Source organism: Pseudonocardia sp. Ae505_Ps2, from assembly GCF_001932425.1.
GTDB lineage: Bacteria > Actinomycetota > Actinomycetes > Mycobacteriales > Pseudonocardiaceae > Pseudonocardia.
On the sequence record NZ_MCIP01000001.1, the window covers coordinates 1,790,175 to 1,805,136 of the forward strand.

Below are 14,962 nucleotides of genomic sequence, written 5' to 3' on the forward strand. Positions count from 1 at the left end.
CCGCCGGACCCGCGTGGTCAGCCCGCGGCGACCGCCTGCTGGACTGCCTGCGGGGTCGCGTCGACCTGGGTGCCGTCGACCTTCACGGTCGGGGTGCCGGACACGCCGTCGCGCAGCGCCTGCTGGGTGATCTGGGTGACCCAGGGGGCGTAGCGCTGGTCGTCGACGCACTGGGCGAAGTCGCCGCCCGCGCCGACCTTCTGCCCGAGCGCGACCAGCTGCTCGTTCGGGAGCCCCGCGCCGCCCTCGGCGGGCTGGTTGTCGTAGAGCTCCTTCTCGAACTGCGGGAACACCCCCGCCGCGGCCGCGCACCCCGCCGCGGCGCCCGAACGCGTCGAGTACCGGGTCGACGAGGCCCGGTCCAGGATGGCGATGGGGTGGTAGACGATCTTCGCCTGACCGGAGGAGACGAGCTGGTCGAGGGTCTGCCCGGCCTGCGCCTCGAACTGCTTGCAGATCGGGCACTGGAAGTCGAGGTAGATGTCGATCGTCTTCGGGGCCGCCTCGTTGCCGACGGTCACGCCCTGCGCGGACGCGTTGGCCGGGACCGCGATCCCGCCTCCGGAGTTCTTCCAGTAGACGCCGACACCGACGACGGCCGCGAAGGCCACGACGACGATCACTGCGATCACCGTGAATTGCGACGGTCCCTTCTTCGCGGTGAGCGGGTTCTTCGCCGCCGCCTTCCGCTTCCCGGTGGCCATCAGGGTCTCCTCCTCGGATGTCCGTGTGCCCCGCTCCCGACGACCAGTTGTACGCCCTCTCGTCCCGCAACGGTTCGGCGGGGCATCGGTCCGCCGCAGGTCAGGGGCCCGGGTGGCGGATCTTCGATCGCGTGTAGAACCATGGGGTCGTGAGTACCGACAGCGCCGTGGACCGGCCCGCACCGGAGACGGACGTCCGTACGGTCGAACTCAAGATCGACGGCATGACCTGCGCCGCCTGCGTCGGCCGCGTCGAGCGCAAGCTCGGCAGGCTCGACGGGGTCGACGCGACCGTCAATCTCGCGACCGAGCGCGCGCTGGTCCGGTACCCGTCGGCCACCCCGGTCTCCACGCTGGTCGAGACGGTCCGCAGGGCCGGCTACGGCGCCACCGAGATCCGCCCCACCGACACCGGTGACGAGGCCACCTCCGACGACACCGCGCTGCGCCGGCTGCGGACCAGGATGGCCGTCGCGCTCATCCTGTTCATCCCGCTGGCCGACCTGTCGCTGGCGATGTCGCTGGTGCCGTCGCTGCGCTTCCCGTACTGGCAGTGGGTGGTCGTGGCGCTCGCGCTGCCCGTCGTCGGCTGGGCGGCGTGGCCGTTCCACCGCACCGCGGTGCTGAACCTGCGTCACGGGACGACGTCGATGGACACCCTCGTCTCGCTCGGCGTGATCTCGGCCTCGGCCTGGTCGCTGGGGGAGATGGCCTTCCTCGACACCCGGCAGACCCTCACCGGGTGGGACGCGGTGCTGCACCCCTCCGGGCCGCTCTACATCGAGGTCGCCGCCGGGGTGACGACGTTCGTGCTGGCCGGGCGGTACTTCGAGGCACGGGCCCGCCGTACCGCCGGGCGGGTCATGCGCTCGCTCGCCGCGCTGGAGACCGACGAGGTCACCGTCCTGTCCGGGGGTGTGGAGTCCCGCGTCCCGGTGCGACGCCTGCGGGTCGGCGACCGTTTCCTGGTGCGGCCGGGTGAGCGGGTCGCCGCCGACGGTGTCGTCGAGACCGGGCGGGCCGCCGTCGACACCAGCGCGATGACCGGTGAGCCGGTCCCGGTCGAGGTCGGGCCGGGCGACGCCGTCACCGGCGGCACGATCGCCTCGGGCGGGCGGCTGGTCGTCGTCGCCGAGCAGGTCGGGGCCGACACCCGCCTCGCGCGGATGATCGCGGCCGTCGAGCGGGCGCAGACCGAGAAGTCCGCGACGCAGCGGTTGGTCGACCGGGTGTCGTCGGTGTTCGTGCCGGTGGTGCTGGGGTTGGCGCTGCTCACCCTCGGGGGCTGGCTGCTGGCCGGCGCGGGCTGGGCCGGCGCGCTGGCCCCCGCGATCGCCGTCGTGATCATCGCCTGCCCGTGTGCGCTGGGGCTGGCGACGCCGACCGCGCTGATGGTCGCGACCGGCCGTGGCGCCGAGCTGGGCATCTTCGTGAAGGGGCACCGGGCGCTGGAGACCACCCGGGCCGCCGACACGGTCGTGCTCGACAAGACCGGCACGCTGACGACCGGGCGGATGGCCGTGGTCGAGGTCGCGGCCGTCCCGGGTGGCGACGCGGCGCAGCTGCTGGCCCGCGCCGCCGCCGTCGAGAGCGGGTCCGAGCACGCCATCGCCGTCGCGATCCGGGCCCACGCCGGTTCGGACGTCCCGGCGGTGGAGGACTTCGTCGCGCTGCCCGGGCTCGGGGCCCGCGGCACCGTCGACGGCCGCACCGTCACCGTCGGTCGTCCCCCGGAGGACCCGGGTGCGCTCGCGCCGCGGCTCGCGGAGTGGGAGGCGGCCGGGCACACCGTCGTCGCCGTGCACGTCGACGAGGCTCTCGCCGGGCTGATCGCGCTGGCCGACCCGGTGAAGGAGTCCGCGCCGGTGGCCGTCGCCGAGCTGGTCGCGATGGGGCTGCGCCCGGTGCTGCTGACCGGTGACCGGCCCGCCGCCGCGCACGCCGTCGCCGCCGCCTGTGGGATCACCGAGGTCGTCGCCGGCGCGCTGCCCGACGGCAAGGTCGACCACATCCGTGGGCTGCAGGCCCAGGGCCGCACCGTCGCGATGGTCGGCGACGGGGTGAACGACGCCGCCGCGCTCGTCGCCGCGGACCTGGGCATCGCCGTGGGCTCGGGCACCGACGTCGCCCTGGAGGCCGCCGACGTCGTGCTCGTGCGCGACGACCTGCGCGTGCTCCCGGCGACCGTCGAGCTGGCCCGCGCCACGATGGGCACCATCCGCGGCAACCTCTGGTGGGCGTTCGGCTACAACACCGCGGCGATCCCCGTCGCGATGGCGGGGCTGCTGAACCCCCTGCTCGCCGGGGCCGCGATGGCGCTCTCGTCGTTCCTGGTGGTCACCAACAGCCTGCGGCTGCGGAAGGCCGCGAGCTGGGCCGACGGGGCGCTGGGCGGGACACGCACCCCGGTCGGCGAGGAGAGCACCGATTACGTCGAGGCGCGGGACTGACTCCTGTCCGGGGCGGGCCGGTGGGGGAATCCCGCATCGGGGCCGCGGGACTAGCTTCCACTGCCGTGAGCAGCTACCTCGTCGAGCGCCGGACCGTCGTGGACGCACCGGCCGACCGCGTCCACCCACTGGTCGCGGACCTGCACGCGTGGCGGGGCTGGTCGCCCTGGGAGGGCCTCGACCCGGACCTGCACCGGGAGTACTCCGGGCCCGAGCGCGGCCTCGGCGCGCGGTACTCGTGGTCGGGCAACCGCCGGGCCGGCCGCGGGACGATGGAGGTCGTCGGTGACGCCGCGGACCAGGTCGACGTCGCGGTGACCTTCGAGAAGCCGTTCCGCTCCACCGCCACCTCGACCTTCCTGTTCGTCCCCGCCGACGGTGCCCGGACCGAGGTCGTCTGGCGGATGACCGGCGAGCAGCGGGGGATCGCCGCGCTGCTGGGCCGCGTCGTGCCGATGGACCGGATCCTCGGCGGCGATCTGGAGAAGGGCCTGACGCGGCTGGGCGTCGCGGCTCGCCCCTGAACGGGCCGACCGATCATGTCGAGGCGCTGACCGCCGCGATCATCAGATGTGACGATCCGGGGGTTTCGGGCGATACGGTCCTGCTCATCCTGGCGATGGGACGGTCGTGACCACCTCGCAGCGCCCGCAGGGCGACCCCTACCGTCCCGGGCCGGGCCACGGCGCTCCGCCGTGGCACCAGGCAGCACCCGTGCCCGGGCAGTTCCAGCGCCCCGGGCCGCAGCCCGCCGTGCCACAGCAATGGATGCCGCCTGCCGGAGCGGTCCCGCAGCAACCTCACGGCTGGGCTCCTGTCGCGCCGGCTGCGCCCCGGAACGGGCTCGGTATCGCCGCGCTGTGCCTCGGCATCGTCGGGCTCCTGTTCGGGCTGGTTCCCTTCACCGGCTTCCTGGCGTTCGCGCTCGGCGCCGTGGGCGTGATCCTGGGGCTGGTCGGGTTCGGTCGAGCCCGTCGTCGGACTGCCAGCAACCTGAAGACGGCGATCACCGGGACCGTTCTCTCCGTGATCGCGATCGCCCTCGGTGTCTGGGGCATGGTCATCGTCTTCACCGGCCTGAACCAGCTGTCGGAGGATCTCGGCAACCTGTCTGCGGCATCGTCGCCGGCCGCCACGTCCGGGACGGGGACGACGCCGGCGGACGTGACGAACCCCTTTGTCGCCGGTCCGGTCACCTACACGCTGGAGATCACCGGTGATGCCGAGAAGATGATGGTCTCCTACGGCACCGGCAGCGCCACCAGCTCGTCGTCGGACTACCAGGCGCTGCCGTGGAGCAAGACCGTCGAGGTGACGGGGGACTACAAGTTTGCCCAGGTCAACGCAGTGAGTTCCGGGCCCGGCACTATCACCTGCACCATCACCGACGTCGCGACGGGTCAGGTCGTCGACACCCAGACCTCGGAATCGCTGGACGACAACCAGTACAGCTCGGCGAACGTCGGCTGCACCACTGTCGGCTGATCCCGGCGCACCCTCGGGCCGTGTCCGGCACGAGGTGGTCACGCACGATCGAGCCGGACACCCCAGGGGCCCTGCCGGGACGCCGGCCGGGCCCCTCCTCCTGTCTCGGCGGGGTCCGCCGCACGACGCAGCGGTGGTCCCGCACCGCGGCCGTGACGAGCCGCGGCGCATCGACCGGAATAGCCGGTCGGGCAGCGTGGCTGATCACGGTGTGACCGCACCTCTACCCGATGCGATCGACTCCCGTCTCGACCGGATGCTCGCCGGCATGGAGTGGGAGCTGCGCCGGTCCCGCCGATCCCGGGTGACCGACGGCGCCGTGTCCACGGTGCTCCGCGACACCGCCGGGTTCGTGTTCCTGCACGACGGCCGCGCCGCGGTCCGGGCGGCGGCCGAGCAGGGCTGGACCCCGGTCGCGGCGGGCGACCTCGTCCTGGTCCCGCGGCGCGCCGACCTGACCGTCCGCGGCGACGGCGGCGCCGAGGCCACCGTCGTCGAGCTGACGCGGCCCCCGGCCGCGCGGCCCGACGAGGGCCCGCTCCCGGACGCGGTGGTCGCCCGGTCGTTCGGGGCCGCCGAGCCGGGCATGGCGGTCCTGGTCCGCGGCATGGCGTGCGGGTGGAGCACCGTCGGCGGGGCGGTCCGCAGCGGCGACACGGTGATCTGTTCGCGGATCGCGACCACGATCGCGGTGACCGCGGTGCGCATGTGGGTCGAGCAGCAGCCCTGCTGCGCGGACCGGTGGCTGTCCTCCGCGCTGGACCCGCGCATCGGGCGGGCCCTGCGCGCCGTGCACGCCGACCTCACCCGCGCCTGGACGGTGGCCGACATGGCCCGGGAGGCGACCATGTCCCGGGCCGCCTTCGCCGAACGCTTCACCGAGCTGGTCGGGCGCAGCCCCGCCGGGTACCTGACCGCCGTCCGGGTCGGGGTGGGGCGGGAGCTGCTCGCCGACGACACGGCCACCGTCGCGGAGGTCGCGCACCGGGTCGGCTACCGCTCCGAGCTCGGGTTCGCCCGCGCCTTCCGGCGGGAAGCAGGCATGTCGCCGTCCCAGTGGCGCGCCTCGGCCCGGGCGGTCCGGGCCCGCTGACCCGGCCTACGACCGGCTCGGCTCCTGCGGCGCGGACCCGAACGCCAGCCCACCCACCGTCGCCACCACGGCCGCCGCCGCCAGCGTGACGCGGACCCCGACGCCGTCGACGAGCAGCCCGCCGACGACGGCGCCGACGGTGATGCCGAGCTGGAAGCCCGCGACGAGCAGCCCGCCGCCCGCCTCCATCCGGTCCGGCACCACCCGGGCCATCCACGTCGACACGACCGTCAGCCAGGCACCGAACGACAGCCCCCACACCGCGACACCCGCGACGACGACCGGCAGCACCGCGGGGAACGTCGCCACCGACGCGACCCCGGCGGCCAGCACCAGCGGGACGGCGTACCGCACCAGCCGCAGGTACCGGTCCACCAGCATCCCGACGACGAGGTTGCCCACCACCCCACCGGCGCCGAACACCGCGAGCAGCACGGCCACCCCGCCGGCGTCGAGCCCCGGGACGGTCCCGAGCGCGGGCCGGACGTAGGTGAACGCGGCGAAGTGCCCCAGGACGGTCAGTACGTGACCGGCCAGTCCACGCGGCATCCCGGGGGCGCGCAGCGTGTCGACCAGCGGGCGCAGCCCGTCGGCGGCGTCCGGCGCGACCGGGGGCAGCACGGTGCGGATCGTGAGCGCGGTCAGCGCGGACAGGACCGCGACACCGACGAACACGGCCTGCCACCCCGCCAGCGCACCGAGGTAGACGGCCACCGGCACCCCGGCGACCGTCGCGAGGGTGGTGCCGGTGTTGACCAGCATCATCGACCGTCCGAGCCGGCCCGGCGTGCTCAGCCGGGACGCCACCGCCAGCGACATCGCCCAGAACCCGCCGATCGCCGCACCCAGCAGGAGCCTGGCGGCCAGCAGCACGACGAAGCTCGGCGCGATCGCGACCAGGATGTTCGACACCGCGGCGCCCGCCGCGAGCACGGTCAGCAGGGCGCGGCGGTCGACCCGCGGGAGCAGCGCGCCGATCGTCGGGGCCACGAGGAGCCCCACGAACGCCGTCGCCGACACCGCCTGGCCCGCCTGCCCCTCGGTGATGCCGAGCGTGGTGGCCATCGGGGTGAGCAGACCTGGCGGGAGGAACTCCGCGAGGACCAGGACGAAGCTCGTGAGGGCCATGACGCCGACGGCGCCCCAGGCGGTGCGGTCCGGACGGGTGGAGGTGGATGTGGTGGATGTGTCGGTCACGCTGTCAGCCTTCGCCGTGGTGCGGCCGGGTACCCGTCCGATCGTCCGGCGTGACAGACCGGTCGTCCGGATCGGGGCCGTTGGTCAGAGCACGGGTTGCACCGGCAACTCCCCTTGTGCCGCGAACGAGGTGGCGACGACGTGGCCCGCCGCGCCGAGGTCGAGGAACCGGGGCGGCGGGCCGCCGTCGGTGACGTGCCGGCGCCTGGGATGACGGCCGGGCACCACGTCCGCGGTGACCCCGGCTTCGGTGAGCAGCCGGGCGATGCCGTCGATGAGACCGCGCGGCCCCCGCGCGAGCAGGCCCCGACCACCCGCCAGGTGCACGGGGAGGTCGTCGAGCCGGTGGAAGCACTCCGCCGGCGGGTACCAGCCGCCGGTCTCGGACTCGACCAGCATGCGGAGCCGGTACGCCAGCAGCTCCGGCTCCGGCGGCGCACCGCGGACGTACACCGAGTCCGAGATCTCGGTGTGCAGGCGGAGCACCGGGTGCTCGCCGTGGAGCCCGACGTGCGTGACGTCCGGCCCCGGGGTACCGGCGAGCTCCCAACCGAGGACGCCGTCGGCGTCGATCCGGACGTGCGTCCGCGCCAGCTCCTCGACGTCCTCCTGCCATGGCTGGTCGAGGACGAGGTCGACGGACAGCCGCTCGCCCGCGATCCGCACGGCACCGACCCGTGCCTCGACCTGGTACTCCGCGACGACCGTCCCGAGGAGCTCCAGGTCGAGCGGCTGCTCCGCCACGCTCACCCGCCCCGCCGCATCTGCTCCAGCATCGCGTTGTACGCCTTCAGCTCCGCGTCGTCGTCCCGCTCGGCCTGCCGGTCCTTGCGGGCGGCCTCCCGGGAGTCGTCGCGCGACCACTGCACCACGAGCGTGACCATCACCAGCAGCATCGGGATCTCACCGGTCGCCCAGGCGATCCCGCCGCCGGTGCGCTGGTCGTCGAGCAGGTCCACCCAGGGCAGCCCGACCTGGCGGTAGAAGTTCTCGCCGAGCACCGTGGAGGAGCTCATCACCGCGACGCCGAAGAACGCGTGGAACGGCATCGTCGCGAGCATGACGGCCAGCCGCCCCAGGTGCGGCAGCCGGTGCGGGGCGGCGTCGACGCCGATCAGCGGCCAGAAGAACAGGTAGCCGACGAGCACGAAGTGCAGGTTCATCAGCTGGTGGGTCCAGTGGAACCGCAGCGCCCCGTCGAACAGCGGGGTGAAGTACAGGACGTAGAACGAGCCGACGAACAGCACCGCCGCGAACGCCGGGTGCGTCACGACCTTCGCGACGCGCGAGTGCACCGCCGCGAGCAGCCACTCCCGCGGGCCGGGCGGGTTGCCGCGGCCCGCCGGGCGCAGCACCCGCAGCGCGAGCGTGACCGCGCCGCCGAGGCTCAGCAGGATCGGCGCGAGCATGTTCAGCGTCATGTGGCTGATCATGTGGACGCTGAACATGGACGGGGAGTAGAAGCCCAGCCCCGACGACGTCGCCAGCAGCAGCGTCGCGCAGCCCAGCAGCCACGCGACGGTGCGTCCGACCGGCCACGTCACCCCGCGGGCCGCCAGCCGTCGCACGGCGGCCAGGTACAGCCCGGCGAGCACCAGCGCGCCGGTGCCGAACAGCAGGTTCCAGCGCCAGTCGACGAGCACCGCGAGCGCCGAGAACGGCCGGGTGATGTCCCAGCCGATCAGGGTCTGCAGTGCCGAGTCGTCGGCGACGACGAACCGCGGCGGCACCAGCCGGATGCTCGCGACACCCAGCGTCGCCACCGTCGCCCCCAGCACCGCGACGACCGGCAGCAACCGCCCGGGGGGCACCGGTCCGGCCGGGTCGGCGACGAGCCCGCGGGCGAGCAGCGCGGTCAGCGGGACCAGGGCCGCGAGCAGCACCGCGACGACGACGGCGACCCGTACGTAGGGCGACCCGCCGAGCGGCCCGGCGTCGGTCACCACCAGCTGGAAGACGACCTCACCGAGCAGGTACACGACCCCGCCGACGGCGAGCAGCCCGCGGACCCGGCCCGCGGCCCGTCCCTCGACGACGCCGCCGTGCGCGCGGAACGCGACCAGCCCGGCGACCAGCCCCAGCCAGGCGGTGCCGGCGGCGGCGCGCAGCACGTTCGCGTCGCCGCTCCAGTCGTGCCCGGCCCCGGTCGCGGCCGGGTGCACCGCGGCGGGCACCGCCATCGCGCACGCGGCGAGCAGCCCGAGCGCGGCGGCGGCCTTCCAGCTCAGCGAGAACGCCGACCCGAGGGCGACGAGCAGCAGCAGGGCCCCGGCGAGCGCCCAGCCCAGCGGCTCCTCGATCGTCGCGGCGTCGCCGAGCCACCCGAACGGGCCCACCGACGCCAGGACGCCGGGGGAGTTGCCGGTCATGTCGGCCACCGACAGCCAGCCCGCGGCGATCGCCGACACCCCGGCGACGGTGGAGGCCAGGGTGCCCCGGCGCAGCGCGCGGTAGCCGTGGACGTCGACCGTCCCGGACGTCTGCGGGGCCGCGACCAGCCCGCCGACCAGCAGCGACCCGGCGGCAAGCGCGGTGGCGGCCACGGCCAGGACCTTCGCGACGACCGTCGCCGCCTTCAGCCCCGGCTCGGGCACCGGCAGCCCGCTCTGCCGCCAGAAGCCGTCGTCGCCGATCGAGACGGCGACCGCGGCACCGGCGCACAGCAGCACCAGGGCGACCGTGAGCGCGGTCAGGAGCCCACGGCGGTCGCGCCGCGCCGGCACCGCCGGTGCGGGCGGCGCACCGCCGGCCGCGTCGGTCGTCGCCTGCTCCGTGCTCGCGCTCACCGAGAACTCCTCCGCAGGTGGTCACCGGGCACCGACCGCGCCCGTGTCACCTCCGATGGTCCCCGTCCGGCCCGGCGCGCGCCGCACCGGGTCGGACGGGACTGCTCAGTTCCCGGTGATCCCGGACCACCAGCGCTGGATCGCCTCCCAGAAGCCCTGCGCGTCCTGCCCGATCTGGCCCGGGTCGGGCAGGTTCGAGGGCAGCGACGGCAACGACGGCAGCTCGGTCGGCAGCGACGGCAGGTTCGACGGGAGCGACGGCAGGTTCGTCGGCAGACCCGGGATGTTGCTGGGGATCTGGATGCCGCCGCCGTTCTCGCTGCTCGGGGCCTCGGTCGTCTCGGTCGTCGTCTCGGTGGTGGGCGGTGCGCTGGTCTCGGTGGTCGGCGGCGCCTGGGTGTCGGAGTCATCGTTGCCGAACAGCAGGAACCCGAGCAGCAGCACCAGCAGCGCGACGACGAGTGCGCCGATCGCGATCCACTTCCCGATCCCCGACGAGCCGAGGTCGCGCGGCTCGGGTTCCGGCTCCGGTGCGACGACCGGCGTCGCGACGGCAGCCGGCTCGGCCAGGATCTCGGCGACGCGCTGGGCGTCCGGGCGCCGCGCCGGGTCGGTGGCGGTGGACTGCGCGATCGCCGTCCGCAGCGGCTCGGGCACGTCCGCGGGCACGACCGGGGCGCGGTTCACGCGCTCGGCGGCGCCCTGGAGTCCCTGTCCCTGGTACTCCCGCCGCCCGGTCCAGGCCTCCAGCAGGACGAGGCCGAGCGCGTACACGTCGGTCGGCGGTCCGACCGGGCGGCCCTGGACCTGCTCCGGCGACAGGTACGCCGGCGTCCCGATGATCTCGCCGGCCGCGGTGTGGCCGTCGGCCCCGAGCAGGGCGGCGATGCCGAAGTCGGCGAGCCGGGCCCGGCCGTCGGAGTCGATCAGGATGTTCGACGGCTTGACGTCGCGGTGCGTGACGCCCTGGGAGTGGACGTAGGCCAGGGTCTGGGCGACCTCGGCGCCGATCCGCCGGATGTCCTCGGGCGGCAGGTCCTCGGACGCGATGACGTCCTTGAGCGTCGGCCCGTCGACGAGCTCCATCACCAGGTAGGCGCGGTCGGCCTCGACGGCGAAGTCGTGCACGGCGACCAGGCCGGGGTGGCGCAGGTTCGCCATGACCTGCGCCTCCTGCTCGAAACGCTGGTCGGCACTCGGGTCGTCGGCCGCACCGAAGATCTTCACCGCGACCGGCCGGTTGAGCCGGGTGTCGGTGGCCCGGTGGACGTCGGACATCCCGCCCTGGCCGATCAGCCCTTCCAGCCGGTACCGGCCGCCGAGCAGCTCGGGCTCGGTGATGGGGGCGGGCATCATCCGGGTCGCGTCCGGCCGCGACGGCCGCGGGGCGCCGTAGGCCGCGGTCGGCGGGGCACCGAGGTGGTGGGTCGGGGCCTCCCCGGGCCCGAGGCGCCGGGTGCCGTCCGGGGGACCACCGGGACCGCCGGGGCCCGGACGGCCGGGGCCGGGGGGCGGGCCGACCCGGCGGGTGGCGTCCGGTGCGTTGCTGCGGGTCGCCGGGTCCTCGTCGGCGTGCCGCGGTGCGGGCCGGGACCCGCCGACGCGACGGGTGGGGTCGGGCGCGGGACCGCCGCTCGGCGGCCGCTGCCGGCGGTTCCCCGTCCGCCACGGGTCGGACGCGTCCCTGCGGGTGCGCTCCGGATCGTCGCCGCGGGTCACGGGCCCTCCCGGTCTGCTGGTGCGGCCGGACCGCGGGCGCGCGCACCGGCCGTCCGCCGTCGCGGCGGACCTCCTGGCGGGGACCGTACCGTCCGGAACCGGTCACCCGGGTGGACGGCGCGCCAGCACCACCCGGTGATCCTGCGCCGCGGCGCGGTCAGCGTGCCGCGACCGGTGTGCGCAGGTCGGCGGCGGGGAACGGGGGCCGGTCGTCGAGGCGGACCGACAGCTTCCCGGCGGCCCGCCAGGCGCGAGCGGTGAGGTCGCGGTCGGCGTCGGTGACGAGGTTGCCCATCACCCGCAGCGCCACCGTCATCAGCGCCCGCGACCGCATCCCGATCGGCCCGGCCAGCGGCAGCAGCCGGGGGATCGTGATCAGCCCGGCGAGCCGCCGCGCGATGGAGAACGCCAGGCCGTAGTGCGAGCGCAGGGTCGCGGGCCAGGCGCGGTCCAGGTCCGCGCCCGAGGCGAGCAGCTCCGCGACCAGGCGTCCGGTCTCCAGGCCGTAGTCGATGCCCTCGCCGTTGAGCGGGTTCACGCAGCCCGCCGCGTCGCCGACCAGCGCCCAGTTCGGCCCGGCGACGCCGGACACCGCCCCGCCCATCGGCAGCAGCGCGGAGCGGACCAGCTCGACCTTCGGGCCGAGCTCCCACTCGGCGCGGCGCGCGTTCGCGTAATGGTCGATCAGGCCGCGCAGCTTGATGTTGGCCGGGCGCCGGTCGGTGGCGAGCGTGCCGACGCCGATATTGACCCGGCCGTCGTTCAGCGGGAACAGCCAGCCGTACCCGGCCAGGACCTCGTCGGCCTCGCCACGCAGCTCCAGGTGCGAGCTGATCCACGGGTCGTCGTGCCGGCCGGAGGTGACGTAGCCGCGGGCGGCGACGCCGTAGGCGGTGTCCTGGTGCCACTCGCGGCCCAGCACCCGCCCGAGCGTGGAGCGCGCGCCGTCGGCGACGACGAGCCTGCGGCACCGGACGGAGCGGCCGTCCTCGAACACCACGGAGTCGACCCGGCCCCCGGAGAACGTCACGTCGACGGCCTTGGCGTCCTCCATCGGGGTCGCGCCGGCCTCCAGCGCGACCCGGCGGATGCCCGCGTCGAGCTCGGTGCGCGGGATCGCCGAGCCGTGCGCCGGCAGCGATCCGCCCGGCCACGGCAGCTCCAGGACCTGCCCGAACCCGTGCGCGCGCAGCCCCCGGTTGGTGCCGTGGGAGTCCACCCAGGCATCGAGGCCCAGGTGCCCCAGCTCGGCGATCGCGCGCGGGGTCAGCCCGTCACCGCAGGCCTTGTCCCGGGGGAAGGTCGCGGAGTCGGCGAGGACGACGTCGAGACCGTGCCGCGCCGCCCACGCCGCCGCCGCCGACCCGGCCGGTCCCGCCCCGACGACGAGCACGTCGGTGGAGTCCGGGGTGGCGGCGGGCGGGACGGGACCGGTGCTCATGACCACAGTGTCGCAACCCGGCCGGGCGACCGCCGCCGAGCGTGCCCCCGGTCACGACCGGGTCAGGTGCCAGAGGATCACGTCGTGGGCGTGGCGGGCCTTGTCGTCGCCGCGGAAGGCGACCTCGTGCACAGCCGTCCCGACGGTGACCGCGATCTGGCTCGAGCTCGCGAACCGGCCCAGCAGGTTCCGGTCGGCGACGAAGGAGACCGAGGAGATCCGGCCGTAGGGGATCGAGGTGATCGCCGTGCGCTTGCCGACGAAGGAGTTGTCCTGCAGGACCACCCGCAGGTCGGTCAGGCCGAGGAATCCGGTGCCGGCGCCGATCGCGTCGTACACGGCGATGATCCGCTCGCCCTCCAGCAGGCCGGCGGCGACCTTGTCGAGCTGGTCGCGCTTGTCGAAGACGGGTTCGCTCATGCCCTCGATACTGCCCGGCGGGCGAGCAGTGTCCGCACCGTCCAGACCAGCGCGGAGACGGCGAACAGCACGACGGTCAGCCACACCCACCGCATCCGGTACGGCTCCTGGTCGAGCCCGGTCGCGTTCAGCGTGCTCAGCGCGCCCTGCCCGATGATCCCGGGCAGGAACATCAGCAGCGCGAGCCCGGAGCCGAGCACCGGGATCCGGACGTGGTTGACCAGTGGTACCCGGGTGCGGGGCAGCGTGAGCAGCAGCAGCCGGTCCCCGGCGGCGTAGAGCGGGAACAGCACGAGGTCGTGCAGCAGGACCGCGCCGGCGAACCACCAGGCCATCCTGACCAGGTCCGGGGACCCGGAGACGATCGCGTACACCGCCCATCCGGCGAGCGCGAAGCAGCCGAGGGCGGCGAGCAGGCGGCTACCGGACAGCAGCACGGGAGAATCCGATCGTCGCGACCCACTTGGTGTTGTGCACCCCGGGCAGCGCCGGGACGATCAGCCGCGCCGGGTACCCGTGGTCGGGCGACAGGTCGGCGCCGTTGACCCGCAGCGCGAGCAGCGAGTCCGGCGACAGCGTCTGGGCGCGGTTGAGCAGTGACCGGGAGAACGGGCTCCCCACCTCGACCGACCGCACCTCCGCGGTCACCGGGTCGGTCACCCCCGCCGCGCGGGCCAGGTCGGTCAGCCGTACGCCCGTCCACACCTGGGAGGTCGACCAGCCCTCGACGCAGGCGAGCGGCAGTTCCGCGGTGTGCTGGGGCAGCGCGGCCAGCGCCGCGCGGTCGAGCACCACCGGTGCCGCGCCGCCGGTCAGGGTCAGCGTCCAGGCGCTCCCGACCGCGGCCGGGGCGATCCCGGAGGCGACGAACGTGCGGTTGACCGGGAAGTCGTTCGGCCCGCCCCGCTCGGTGCTGTCGGGTGCCGTCGTCCGACCCCGGGGCAGCAGCAGCGCGGTCGACCGGAGCTGGTCGGTGAACTGTCCGACGGTCAGCGCCGCGACGAACAGCATCCCTCCGCCGACCAGGGCGATCGCGCCGCGCCGCGACATCGTCGGCGGGTCCGGGTCCGGCGCGACGAGCGGGTGCGCCGGCTCGGGACGGGTGTCGGCGAGCGGCGTCGCGAGCTCGGCGCGCAGCGACCGGCTCCGCAGCGAGCGGACCATCGTCGGGAGCTTCGTGACCACGTGCAGCGCGAACGAGGCCAGGAACACCCAGGCCGCGGCGTAGTGGCCGTCGTAGAAGGAGAAGCCGAAGACGTAGTCGTACTGGACGTTCAGCAGGCCGGTGACGATCAGGAACAGGATCGAACCGACCAGGAGCACCAGGGACAGCCGTTCCAGCAGCTTCACCGGGTTCCGCTCGGGGGCGGTGAACAGCTTCGGGATGACCGACCACAGCTTCGCCAGGACCAGCGGCACCAGCACGATGCCGAGTCCGACGTGCAGTCCCTCGGTGAGCCGGAACAGCCAGGCCGGCGACACCGGCCAGTCCACCCAGGGTAGCTGCAGACCGCCGACGGCGTCGGCGGCCGGGATCGCCTGCTCCCGGCCGTAGGCGAGCCGGTCGAGGAGCCCGGTGAACGCGACTACCGGCAGACCCACCAGCAGCGGGAGGGCGAACATCGAGGTCAGCCAGGGTCCCCGGATCGGGCTGCGCCATCGCATCA

At 74.7% G+C, this 14,962-nt stretch carries 13 protein-coding genes; 4 read left to right on the plus strand and 9 right to left on the minus strand.

Annotated features, from left to right (window positions below):
• Window positions 1-17: 17 nt before the first annotated feature.
• On the minus strand, window positions 18-704 hold the full coding sequence (locus Ae505Ps2_RS08460) for a thioredoxin domain-containing protein (protein WP_020627125.1): 687 nt from the start codon (window positions 702-704) through the stop codon (window positions 18-20).
• A 149-nt stretch (window positions 705-853) separates the two neighbouring features.
• Here Ae505Ps2_RS08460 and Ae505Ps2_RS08465 point away from each other — a divergent pair, with 149 nt between their 5' ends.
• From Ae505Ps2_RS08465 to Ae505Ps2_RS30270, 4 genes are all read left to right on the plus strand, one after another.
• A complete protein-coding gene (locus Ae505Ps2_RS08465) occupies window positions 854-3,154 on the plus strand; it encodes a heavy metal translocating P-type ATPase (RefSeq protein ID WP_233147703.1) in 2,301 nt (766 codons plus the stop codon).
• Between the two features lie 65 nt (window positions 3,155-3,219).
• Window positions 3,220-3,678 (plus strand): SRPBCC family protein, encoded by a 459-nt coding sequence (locus Ae505Ps2_RS08470; RefSeq protein WP_075308944.1) that lies wholly within the window; start codon window positions 3,220-3,222, stop codon window positions 3,676-3,678.
• A gap of 106 nt (window positions 3,679-3,784) precedes the next feature.
• Window positions 3,785-4,639, plus strand: a complete 855-nt coding sequence (locus Ae505Ps2_RS32545; protein ID WP_175581815.1) for a hypothetical protein — start codon at window positions 3,785-3,787, stop codon at window positions 4,637-4,639.
• Window positions 4,640-4,850: 211 nt separating this feature from the next.
• Window positions 4,851-5,732, plus strand: coding sequence for an AraC family transcriptional regulator (locus tag Ae505Ps2_RS30270; RefSeq protein WP_084797530.1), 882 nt, complete (start codon window positions 4,851-4,853; stop codon window positions 5,730-5,732).
• A gap of 6 nt (window positions 5,733-5,738) precedes the next feature.
• On the opposite strand, the gene Ae505Ps2_RS08485 is transcribed toward Ae505Ps2_RS30270, so the two are convergent.
• From Ae505Ps2_RS08485 to Ae505Ps2_RS08520, 8 genes are all read right to left on the minus strand, one after another.
• On the minus strand, window positions 5,739-6,929 hold the full coding sequence (locus tag Ae505Ps2_RS08485) for an MFS transporter (protein WP_075308940.1): 1,191 nt from the start codon (window positions 6,927-6,929) through the stop codon (window positions 5,739-5,741).
• Window positions 6,930-7,013: 84 nt separating this feature from the next.
• On the minus strand, window positions 7,014-7,673 hold the full coding sequence (locus Ae505Ps2_RS08490; RefSeq protein WP_075308938.1) for a hypothetical protein: 660 nt from the start codon (window positions 7,671-7,673) through the stop codon (window positions 7,014-7,016).
• Between the two features lie 2 nt (window positions 7,674-7,675).
• The gene (locus Ae505Ps2_RS08495; protein ID WP_084786235.1) at window positions 7,676-9,715 is read right to left on the minus strand and encodes a cytochrome c oxidase assembly protein; all 2,040 of its coding nucleotides are present in this window, start codon (window positions 9,713-9,715) and stop codon (window positions 7,676-7,678) included.
• Window positions 9,716-9,820: 105 nt separating this feature from the next.
• A complete protein-coding gene (locus tag Ae505Ps2_RS08500) occupies window positions 9,821-11,434 on the minus strand; it encodes a serine/threonine-protein kinase (protein ID WP_075308936.1) in 1,614 nt (537 codons plus the stop codon).
• A 157-nt stretch (window positions 11,435-11,591) separates the two neighbouring features.
• Window positions 11,592-12,875, minus strand: a complete 1,284-nt coding sequence (locus tag Ae505Ps2_RS08505) for a geranylgeranyl reductase family protein (RefSeq protein WP_075308934.1) — start codon at window positions 12,873-12,875, stop codon at window positions 11,592-11,594.
• A 51-nt stretch (window positions 12,876-12,926) separates the two neighbouring features.
• Window positions 12,927-13,295 carry a PH domain-containing protein gene (locus tag Ae505Ps2_RS08510; RefSeq protein ID WP_020624079.1) on the minus strand — a complete coding sequence of 123 codons (369 nt, stop codon included), beginning with the start codon at window positions 13,293-13,295 and terminating at the stop codon, window positions 12,927-12,929.
• Window positions 13,292-13,732, minus strand: coding sequence for a hypothetical protein (locus tag Ae505Ps2_RS08515; RefSeq protein WP_020624080.1), 441 nt, complete (start codon window positions 13,730-13,732; stop codon window positions 13,292-13,294). The genes Ae505Ps2_RS08510 and Ae505Ps2_RS08515 overlap by 4 nt, the downstream gene beginning before the upstream one ends.
• On the minus strand, window positions 13,716-14,960 hold the full coding sequence (locus tag Ae505Ps2_RS08520) for a molybdopterin-dependent oxidoreductase (RefSeq protein ID WP_075312515.1): 1,245 nt from the start codon (window positions 14,958-14,960) through the stop codon (window positions 13,716-13,718). Before Ae505Ps2_RS08520 ends, Ae505Ps2_RS08515 begins: the two co-directional genes overlap by 17 nt.
• Window positions 14,961-14,962: the final 2 nt, after the last annotated feature.